The sequence below is a fragment of the Candidatus Nanopelagicales bacterium genome, from assembly GCA_030700225.1.
Taxonomy (GTDB): domain Bacteria; phylum Actinomycetota; class Actinomycetes; order S36-B12.
Genome location: JAUYJT010000021.1, coordinates 23,380 through 32,107, shown reverse-complemented (window position 1 = coordinate 32,107; position 8,728 = coordinate 23,380). Strand labels below are relative to the sequence as shown.

The 8,728-nt window shown below is 64.3% G+C and carries 7 protein-coding genes and 1 pseudogene; 3 read left to right on the top strand and 5 right to left on the bottom strand.

Annotated features, from left to right (window positions below):
• Positions 1-177: 177 nt before the first annotated feature.
• A pseudogene (locus Q8P38_02935) lies at positions 178-865 on the bottom strand (IS3 family transposase).
• A gap of 27 nt (positions 866-892) precedes the next feature.
• Here Q8P38_02935 and Q8P38_02930 point away from each other — a divergent pair.
• A complete protein-coding gene (locus Q8P38_02930) occupies positions 893-1,753 on the top strand; it encodes a 3-hydroxyacyl-CoA dehydrogenase NAD-binding domain-containing protein (GenBank protein MDP4013567.1) in 861 nt (286 codons plus the stop codon).
• A gap of 14 nt (positions 1,754-1,767) precedes the next feature.
• Here the strand turns inward: Q8P38_02930 and Q8P38_02925 are convergent, their stop codons facing one another.
• Together Q8P38_02925 and rnhA are read right to left on the bottom strand one after the other, a co-directional pair.
• Complete coding sequence (locus tag Q8P38_02925; GenBank protein MDP4013566.1) at positions 1,768-2,658, bottom strand: diacylglycerol kinase family protein; 891 nt, start codon at positions 2,656-2,658, stop codon at positions 1,768-1,770.
• Between the two features lie 66 nt (positions 2,659-2,724).
• Positions 2,725-3,162, bottom strand: coding sequence for a ribonuclease HI (gene rnhA, locus Q8P38_02920; GenBank protein ID MDP4013565.1), 438 nt, complete (start codon positions 3,160-3,162; stop codon positions 2,725-2,727).
• Positions 3,163-3,585: 423 nt separating this feature from the next.
• Between rnhA and Q8P38_02915 the strand changes: the two genes are divergently transcribed.
• Both Q8P38_02915 and Q8P38_02910 read left to right on the top strand, forming a co-directional pair.
• Positions 3,586-4,347 carry an SDR family NAD(P)-dependent oxidoreductase gene (locus Q8P38_02915; GenBank protein ID MDP4013564.1) on the top strand — a complete coding sequence of 254 codons (762 nt, stop codon included), beginning with the start codon at positions 3,586-3,588 and terminating at the stop codon, positions 4,345-4,347.
• Between the two features lie 33 nt (positions 4,348-4,380).
• On the top strand, positions 4,381-5,172 hold the full coding sequence (locus Q8P38_02910; protein MDP4013563.1) for an alpha/beta hydrolase: 792 nt from the start codon (positions 4,381-4,383) through the stop codon (positions 5,170-5,172).
• Positions 5,173-5,178: 6 nt separating this feature from the next.
• Here the strand turns inward: Q8P38_02910 and Q8P38_02905 are convergent, their stop codons facing one another.
• Both Q8P38_02905 and ccrA read right to left on the bottom strand, forming a co-directional pair.
• Positions 5,179-7,089, bottom strand: a complete 1,911-nt coding sequence (locus Q8P38_02905) for an acyltransferase family protein (protein MDP4013562.1) — start codon at positions 7,087-7,089, stop codon at positions 5,179-5,181.
• Between the two features lie 282 nt (positions 7,090-7,371).
• On the bottom strand, positions 7,372-8,706 hold the full coding sequence (gene ccrA, locus Q8P38_02900; protein MDP4013561.1) for a crotonyl-CoA carboxylase/reductase: 1,335 nt from the start codon (positions 8,704-8,706) through the stop codon (positions 7,372-7,374).
• Positions 8,707-8,728 lie beyond the last annotated feature (22 nt).

Here is an 8,728-nt window from a genome sequence, read left to right as displayed (position 1 = left end):
ACACCGGCGACACCCCGATCACCGAACCGTCAGCCTGACCATCAAGGCCCCACCCCGAACACCGGGACGGGGCCTACGTCATACCGCCTCAACCGCACCCACGATGACGCCGACATCCTCATCCAGCGTGGCGGCTAACAGGGAGTCCGGGGCCCGGGCATGCCCGGGGTCGGGTTGGGTGGTGCGCACCCGCTTGGTGCGCACCACTCCCTGCCAGCCGTTGGTTCTCATGAGGCGCTCGACGGTGCAGCGGGCCACCGGGATGCCCTGGCGCTGCAAGTGCGCGTGCATCTTCGCCGCCCCGTATAGAGACTCTGGCGCCTTGCGCAGCTGCCCGTCCGGGCCTGGCTGGGGCTGGTAGTACCCGGCCAGCACCTCTGTTATGGACAGGTCCCACAGCGCCCGCTTCGACGGCGGCCGGGCCACCCACGCGTAGTAGGTCCTCGGGGCGATCTCGCAGCCGTACTCGGTCAGTACTCCGCGGATCTGGGGGTACCGCCCACCCGCCGCGAAGCGGCTGGGGGTCCCCTCCCCCACTTCGTGGGAGGTACCCCCAGCTGGCGGGGGAGTCGTGCGCCCGCGCGAAGAAAGACGTTGCCGCAGACAGAATCTCGATGGTCTGTTCCAGTTCGGCGTTCTTCCGTTTCAGCCCCCGGATCTGCCGGGCGGCGTCGCTCGAAACGCCCTCAGAGGAACCCTCGTCGATCTCAGCCTGCCGGACCCATCTGCGCAACGTCTCGGTGGTCATCCCCAACCGCTTCGACACCGTGCGTATCGCCTCCCACTCCGAGGAGTAGTCCTCACGATGGTCACGAACCAGCCGAACCGCTTTCGCCCGCAACTCCGGGCTGAACTTCATAGGCATGACGCCCACCTTCCCAACGATGGAGGTGTGCATCAAACCCGGGGCGGTTCAGTTGGGGTTGTTGGCTCAGGGACGATGGCCACGGGGATTATCGAGGTCTTCGCGAAGGCAGGGTATGCCACGACTTTCGTGGCGCGTAGCGCGGAGAAGGTCGATCGCGTGACGGCCGCGCTCAAGAAGTCCCTGGATCATCAGGTCGCCAAAGGCAGGCTCGCGGAGTCCGATAGGGACGCGGTAATCGCCAGAGTGAACGGGGTGACTTCGATAGGCGAACTCGGCGACGTGGACCTCGTGGTCGAAGCTGTTGTGGAGGATCTGGCCGTCAAGCTGGAGCTCTTCCGGGCACTGGACCAGGTGTGCAAGCCGGGCGCGGTGTTGGCCACGACGACTTCGAGCTTGGCGGTAATCGAAATGGCCGCGGTGACCGAGCGTCCTGCCGACGTGGTCGGTCTCCACTTCTTCAATCCCGCCCAGATAGTGAAGCTGGTGGAGATCGTCAGCACGGTTTGTACGGCGCCTGACACGGTTGCCACGGCGCGCGAAGTCTGCGCGCGCACGCGCAAGCACCCCGTTCGCTGTGGAGACCGCGCAGGCTTCATCGTCAATGCGTTGCTGTTCCCGTATCTGAACGACGCTGTTCGGCTCACGGAGGCTGGCTTCGCCACGAAGGAGCAGATCGATGCGGCGATCAAGGACGCCACGGGATTCTCTCTGGGACCGTTCGACCTCCTCGACGTCGTCGGTAACGACGTGTCCCTGGCGATCCAGCAGGTGCTTCATGATGAGTTCCACGATCCGGGGCTGGCGCCGACGAAGACGTTGCGTGGCGTCGTCTCGGCGGGACACCTTGGTCGCAAGACCGGGCGCGGGTTCTTCTCCTACTCCTGACGGCGGCAGGGGGGTCAGCGGACGCGGACGGTTAGCGCACGTGGCAGAACGGTGACACGCATATAGTCGCCTGGATCCATCAGATCGCCGTCGATTTCCCTTGGCCAGGGTTCGGTTGTCCTGATCTCGACCTTCTTGCCCGATAGCTGCAGGCTGTGTTTGCCGGTGGATGCTCGGTGGAGTATCGCGCCCCGTGTGGTTGAAAGGACTTCCCCCAGGCCCCGCAGTTTCGCTACGAACACGGCCAGCCTGCCATCGGTGGCGCTGGCGTGATCGAACAAGTTGACGTGCATCTGCATGCGCCCGAAGTTCCCGACCAGCGCCATGCGGGCGGGAATGCGGCGCGGCAACTCATTGTCCATAGTCAGGGTGATCGGCTTGGCTTTCCCGACGAGGTTCTTCATCGCCGCCGCGGCGTAGGCGCCAGGGCCCAACATCGCCTTGAGGCGCTCCGGTGAGTTGATGATCGCGGCGTCCAAACCCATCCCGCAGATCAGCAGGCTGATCCGCTGGACTCCGTCGCCCAAGTCGACGTCGTTGACGTCTATGGTCTGCGCACCGCCTCCCATGGCCACCGCTACGGCTCCGTGAAGGCTTCCGGGAAGGTTGAGGTTCTTGGCGACTAGGTTCCCTGTCCCGCCTGGGAGGATCCCCAGCGGGACTTCGCTGTTCAGCAGCCCCATGGCGACTGAGCGCACAGTGCCGTCGCCGCCCCAGGACAGGACCATCTCGGCGCCGGATTCGACTGCCTGGCGGGCTTGGCCCGTGCCCGTGTCCTCAGCTGTAGTGGGCAGCCACGAGAAGTCGGTCACGCCGAAGGTGGACAGTTCCTTGGCCAGAGTTGCCCGACCATGCTCCAGGTTGGGAATCTTCGTTGGATTGACCACAACCGCGATGCCACTCATGGCGCCGACACTAGCTGGACACGGGTGGCGATGCGCGCCCGCGAAGACTGGCTCAGGCGATTCCCGTCAGCGGGGCACTCCCGCGTTCGCGAGCTCGTCGGCACGCTCGTTGCCCGAGTGGCCGGAGTGGCCCTTCACCCATTCCCACGTGACGGAATGGATGTGCAGCTCCTGGTCGAGTTCCTCCCACAGGTCTTGGTTCTTCACCGGCTTGGGAGGCCGCGCGGCAGTCATCCAGCCATTCTTCTTCCACTTCGACATCCACGATGTCACGCCGTCGCGGACGTACTTGGAGTCTGTGACGATGCGGACATCGCATGAACGGTTCAGCGCACGTAGGCCCTGGATCACTGCCATCAGTTCCATGCGGTTGTTCGTCGTGTGGAGTTCGCCGCCTGATAGGGGCAGTTCGTGCCCATCCCGCCGCAGCAGAACTCCCCAGCCGCCTGGTCCGGGGTTGCCCTTGCACGCTCCGTCTGTGTACATCACGACGTCTTCCGGCATGCGATCTCCCTGCTCCTGCCTGGGCTGCTTTGGTTGCCGCGGTCTCCTGAAGCAGGGTAGTGGTCGCGCGGCATCGGCGGAGCTTGGTTGGCCGGCCCGACGATGCTTGGATCAAGGTGTGGCACGACGACGACGGGGACGGGGTCGCGAGGATGCGATCCCGCGGACGTTGGGCGGAGTCGCCGGCCCGCAGAGGGCGGAGGAGAAGGCGGGCTCGCGGTGGCATGTCCGCCCCATCCCAGGAGCGACGGCGACCAGGTCCTACAGATGCCCGTTCTGCGAGGATGTCATCAGGCCCGGAACTCCACACCTGGTCGTCGTGCCAGCGGATGGCCAGGACCCGATGTCGGAGCGAAGGCACTGGCACAGTCAGTGTTGGGCCAAGTTCCGATGAACGGCCGCACCCGGATGGAGGAGTGACCAGTGAGTTTCACGCTGCACGGAAAGACGGCTCTGGTGACAGGAGCCTCCCGAGGGATCGGACGATCGATCGCGCTGACATTCGCCGCTGCTGGAGCGGACGTGGCGCTGGTCGCCCGGGATACGGCCTCGCTAGCAGAGGTCGCTCAGGAGGTCGAGGGCCACGGTCGCCGGGCGATCGTGAAGTCCGCTGACGTCACAGACCCCGAGGGGTTCCGGGCGGAGATCGGGGCAGCGATCACCGAGCTAGGCAGGCTCGACATCCTGGTGAACAACGCCGGTGGGAACTCGTTCTCCCTGCCGCTTGTCATGACACGGTTCTCCGGCTGGGACAAGACGATGAAGTTGAACCTGGATTCGATAGTCCATGCCTGCCAGGTCGCGCTGCCTCACATGCTGGAGACAGGATCTGGAAGTGTGATCAACATGTCGAGCGTCATCGCTCTGCGAGGCGCGCCGCTGATGGCGCACTACGCGGCCGCGAAGGCGGCGGTTGTCTCCCTGACGCAGAGTTTGGCGCTGGAATGCGCGGCGAGTGGCGTAAGAGTGAATGCCCTTCTGCCAGGCTGGATCGAGACTGACTTGACGGGTTTCCTGCGCAAGAGCGAAGACACGGAACGCTCCGTCCTTCAGCGGGTCCCCATGCAGCGCTGGGGTCGACCCGAGGAGATAGCGGCGGCGGCCCAGTTCCTCGCGAGCGACGCGGGGTCGTTCGTCACGGGTCATGCTCTGGTCGTCGACGGGGGACTGTCCGTAATGCCGTGATGAGGCTGTCGAATCCGTCAAAGAGGAGGTCTAGTGACGTCGTCGCCGTTGACGCTCACCGACTGTGGCCGTGGGCCGGTCATCTTGCTGCTGCACGCGTTTCCATGCCATAGGCACATGTGGCGCGAGCAAGTCGAGCCGTTGGTGGGCAGGGGCTGGAGGGTCATCGTGCCAGACCTGCCGGGCTTCGGGGAGTCCCCCGAAGCCGTTGACGAGCCCAGCATGACGTCGATGGCCCGGCCGGTTCTGGAGGCGCTGGACGGGATCGGAAGCTTCGTCGTAGGAGGTCTGTCCATGGGGGGCTACTTGGCGATGGAGGTCTTGCGGCAGGATCCCGCGCGGGTGGCGGCTCTGATGCTGTTCGACACAAAGGCCGGAGCGGACACCGAGCAGGCCCGTGCGGGTCGGCTGGGTATCGCGGACCGGGTCGAGGCAGAGGGGCGTACCGGATTCCTGGTGCCGGAGATGATCGCGAACCTGCTCGGTGACACGACACGGGAAACCCGCCCCGATCTCGTCGCCCGTGTCTCGAGGTGGATCACCTCCGCCAGTCCGGGCGCCGTTGCGTGGGCTCAGCGAGCGATGGCATCAAGGCCTGACTCTCGCCCTGACCTCGCGGAGTATGAAGGCCCCGCATTAGTCGTCTACGGCGACCAGGACACAATCAGTCCCCGGGCCGACGCGACCGAGATGGCTGGACTACTGCGGAACTCGCGACTGGAGACCATCGCCGATTCTGGACACTTGTCCGCGGTCGAGCGACCAGACGCGGTGTCGGATGTCATTGAGGGCTTTGTTGGGCCGCTTAGGGCCCGGTTGGCCTAGCTGCTTCTACTGATCGTCCGGTGAAGCGGCGATCGAGGCCGTACCCGCCGCGACTGAGGACTGGGCGGACTTGAGTGTGGACAGGGCGCGCTGAATTGTGTCGGCGTAGGCCTTCACGCCGGACTGGGTGGGGTGAGCGCCATCGGTCACGGTGAGTTCACGATCGGACGAAGCCCGCGCATCCCAGTCGGCCAGCACGGCATTGGGCGTTGTCTTGACGATCTCGGCTAGCAGCTCGTTGTTCGGGTCATTCCACACGCGTGAGACGTGGACATTAACCACGACAATGCGTTTGGCTGGCGCGAGGATCTTCAGCATCTGACTCAGCTGGTCCTTCTCGATATAGCCGTTCGTCCCGGTGTGCAAGATCACCGTTTCGCGCAGGGCTCCGGCGTCGCGCAGCGCACGAAGCCTGCCCAGCATGTCGCCAGCCTGCCGGGCGACCGAAGCGTCGATGGAGATCTTGCCGAAGCTCGTCCGGAGGCCGCCTTGGGCGCCGAGCATGACTGAGTCACCCACAGCCACGATGCCCGGCTTGAACGTTCCCTGGCCTCCGGTCTTGATGGAATCGGAGAGTGGAGGCTCGGCGTCGCCGACCTGCGAGTTGGCACCATCGCTCTGGCTGCCGCGTGACCGGTCAACCGCACCACTTTCGGACCCCATGTCGATGGCGGAAATATCCTGCTGGCCGGACAGGTAGTCGGGCGTCTCATCGGGGATCGTCCACAAGCGCACCCCCACGATGGATGCGAACACCAGGCCCGCGGCGAGTCCCGCCAGGATTCGCCTTGTGCTTGGATCGCGGAAGTCCTTGAGCCTGGCGCGTGCCCGGGGCCAGGCATCGCGCAGAGCTCCGTTGCGAACCGGCATCTCCACGTATCTGTACGACAGCTCGGCTGCCCCGAAGGTTAGGCCCATCCGCAGCAGGAAGTTCGCGGCGCCCTCCAACGGAACGTCCAAGCCCGGCCGAAGAACAAGAAAGATCGGCCAGTGCCAGAGGTACAGCCCGTAGGAGCGTTCACCTATGTACTTCATGGGCTGGCGGCCCAACAGTCGCCCGACCACGGAGACCGGGTGGGTGACGGCTGCGATCATGACAGCCACGAGTACCGCGAAGATTCCGAACCCACCCCTGTACAGCCACGCGGAATTGCTGTGGGAAGTCATCATGACCAAGACGATGAGGCCGATTGATGCCGCGCCGATCGCGTTGATGGTCGCCTTGGCACCAGCTGGCAAAGTGGTGCGCAGTCGTTGCGGAATCCACGCGCAGGCCAGGGCGGCGCCGATCAGTAGCGCCATCGCGTGGGCGTCGGTGCCGAAGTAGACCCTGCTGGCGTCGTTGGGCTGCGGATAGCCGCCGAACAGCGAAAGCAGCACCATCAGGGCTGTTGAGATGAGCGCTCCTCGCAGCGCCCAACGCCGCACCATCCCTCGCCCGCCCCGACGGTAGGCGAAGAACACGACCGCTGGCCAAATGAGGTAGAACTGCTCCTCGACAGCGAGCGACCACAGGTGCTGAAGCATCGGTGGTCGTCCCGAGATCTCGAAATACGACTGGTCCGTGAACACGTACACCCAGTTGGTGACATACAGAAGCGCACCGGGGATATCGCGGCGCAGCGCTGCGGCCGCGTCTGTGGCGATCAGGGCTCCCAGGATCGCGCTGAAACCCAGAACGAGGAACACCGCCGGAAGTAGCCGACGGGCGCGACGGAGATAGAAGTACTTGAAGTCCAAGCGGGACGTGCGACCAAGTTCGGTCATGACGATGGACGTGATCAGGAATCCACTGAGCACGAAGAAGACGTCAACTCCGAGGAATCCGGCTGGCATCCACGGGACATCCGCGTGGTACAGCAGGACCCCGATGACGGCTATGGCGCGTACGCCGTCCAAGGCTGAGATGTGGGGCATCCCGCGCACCCCGGACTGTTCTGCGCCTCGGCTGGTTCGGGGCGTGGTGGGGCCAGCTTCTGCCTTGAAGCGGGTCAGAAAGGCCGTGGCCACCTGGAACCCCCACGTGCTAGTCGTGTGCGTTTGAGCGGCCACTCCAGGTCACGTCTTTGGCTAGACGAGTCCGACAGCGAGGCCATTCAACCCGGGACGCACGAAGTGTAAGTCGGGCCTCCGACAGACTTGCTACGACACGCGGGGGCTTGTGGTCCTAAGTTGCCCAAACCCCCAGATGTTGGGTTACTAGCCCCTGAACTTGTTGATCTTGTCGATGAATTTGTCACGCTTGTCAGTGTCACGAACACCTAGTCCCTCGGCCTCGGCGAGAACCAGAACGCCGATCTTGCCGTGGTGCGGATTGGCGTGAACTTGGTAGGCGGCCTCGCCGGTGTCCTCAAGCCGGAACACTTGGGACAGCGTCGGGTGGACCATCCCCTTGTCGATGAGACGGTTGGCTTCGAAGGCTTCACGGTAGTTGGCGAAGTGCGAGCCGACGATCCGCTTCACGTTCATCCACAGGTGCCTGTTGTCGTAATCATGCATGTACCCCGATGTCGAGGCGCAGGTGACGATGGTCCCGCCTTTACGCGCCACGAAGACCGACGCTCCGAAGGTGTCTCTTCCGGGATGCTCGAAGACGATGTCCGCGTCTTCTCCGCTAGTCAGTTCCCGGATCTTCGTGCCGAACCGCAGCCATTCCGTGGGATCCTGAGTGCGCTCGTCCTTCCAGAAGCGGTATCCCTCGGCTTTGCGGTCGATGATCAGCTCGGCGCCCAGCTTGCGGCAGATGTCCGCCTTCTCCTCGCTGGAAACGACGCAGACCGGAATCGCCCCGCCGTTCAGTGCGTACTGGGTCGCGTATGAACCGAGCCCGCCCGACGCCCCCCAGATCAAGACGATGTCGCCCTGCTTCATTCCCGCGCCGTTGCGAGAGACGAGTTGCCTGTAGGCCGTGGAGTTCACCAAGCCGGGGGAGGCGGCTTCTTCCCACGTCAGGTGCCTGGGCTTGGGCAGCAGCTGGTTGGACTTCACTAGAGCCAGCTGCGCCAGTCCTCCGAAGTTCGTCTCGAATCCCCAGATGCGCTGCTCGGGATCGAGCAGAGTGTCGTTGTGTCCGGCGGGATTCTCCAGCTCGACCGACAGGCAGTGCGCCACGACCTCGTCTCCCGGCTTCCAGGTGAACACGCCGGGGCCCGTGCGGAGCACGACGCCGGAAAGGTCGGATCCGATGACTTGGTACGGCAAGTCATGGCGCTTGGCGAGCGGGCTGAGCTTGCCGTAGCGCTTCAGGAAGTTGAACGTCGAGACGGGCTCGAAGATGCTTGACCACACTGTGTTGTAGTTGATCGCGCTGGCCATGACAGCGACGAGTGCCTCGCCAGGCCCAACTTCTGGAACCGGTACGTCGTCCAGATGAATAGACTTCCTGGGGTCCTTCTTGTGGCTGGGAATGCCTTCGAACATCCCCTCGTCGTCCTTGTGAAGCGTCGCCGCCCTGTAGGACTTGGGGATGGCGAGGGACGCGAAATCCTCGGCTGAAGTGTCACCCGCGTTGATGGCGGCACGAATGCGCTCCACGGTTCCTCCTTGATCCGTCCGC